Below are 944 nucleotides of genomic sequence, written 5' to 3' on the forward strand. Positions count from 1 at the left end.
AATCAACCTCGAGAATCTCAAAAAGAAAAAGCCGGAGGTGTTCGCACAGCAGGAGTCGGCGCTCCGCGAGAAATTCGCCGCGCTGGACAGCGAACACGCGTCAGCCGACACGGAGACCGACACCATGCCACCGAGCCAGGCATAAACGCGCCAGCAGCGTGCCACCATTCTCGTGTCGCTCGGGCCCGTCGCACTGCTCTGACGCTCCACGGCACGGCGCGCCATCGGAACATGTACGGCCATGCTTGTCACGCAGAAGATTGGGGATTCGACCCAACCCGGCGCTTTCAACGAACGCCGCATCTGCATTATTGTTCCGGTAGCATCCACGTTCTTCGCACCCGCTTCCTCGTTTCCCGTTCGCCGCCGATGTCCGCTCCCGATTCGCATGCCCCGCTGTCCCGGCCCGCCGTCGCCAAGTCGTGGCGCGGCCGCCTCGAACTCGGCTTCGAGCGGCACGGCGCGCGCACGACGCTCGCGCACCGGCTGCACGACGGCCCGCTGCGCGTGCAGCGGCCGCTGTACCCGGAAGGCGACGCGATCTGCCATGCGGTGATCGTCCATCCGCCGGGCGGCGTCGCGGGCGGCGACCGGCTCGACATCGACATCGCGCTCGGCGACGGCACGCACGCGGTACTGACGACGCCCGGCGCGACCAAGTGGTACAAGTCGAACGGTCTCGATGCGACGCAGCGCATCGGCATCACGGTCGGCGCGCACGCGAAGCTCGACTGGCTGCCGCAGAACAACCTGTTCTTCGACGCGGCGCACGCGGCGCTCGACTTCACGGTGACGCTCGGCGAAGGGGCAAGCGCGATCGGCTGGGACGCGACGCAGCTCGGCCGGCAGGCGGCCGGCGAAACCTGGGCAGCGGGACGCATTGCATCGACCTCTGCGCTCGTCGCCACCGACGGCCGGCCGCTCTGCACCGAGCGCACGCTGCT

Annotated in this window: 1 protein-coding gene; it reads left to right on the top strand. The window is 68.3% G+C overall.

From position 1 onward, the window contains the following. Window positions 1–369: 369 nt before the first annotated feature. On the top strand, window positions 370–944 hold a 575-nt coding region (locus JMF90_RS38565), incomplete at its 3' end, for an urease accessory protein UreD (RefSeq protein ID WP_201326491.1).

The sequence above is a fragment of the Burkholderia sp. E168m23 genome (assembly GCF_016586125.1).
Lineage (GTDB): Bacteria > Pseudomonadota > Gammaproteobacteria > Burkholderiales > Burkholderiaceae > Burkholderia > Burkholderia orbicola.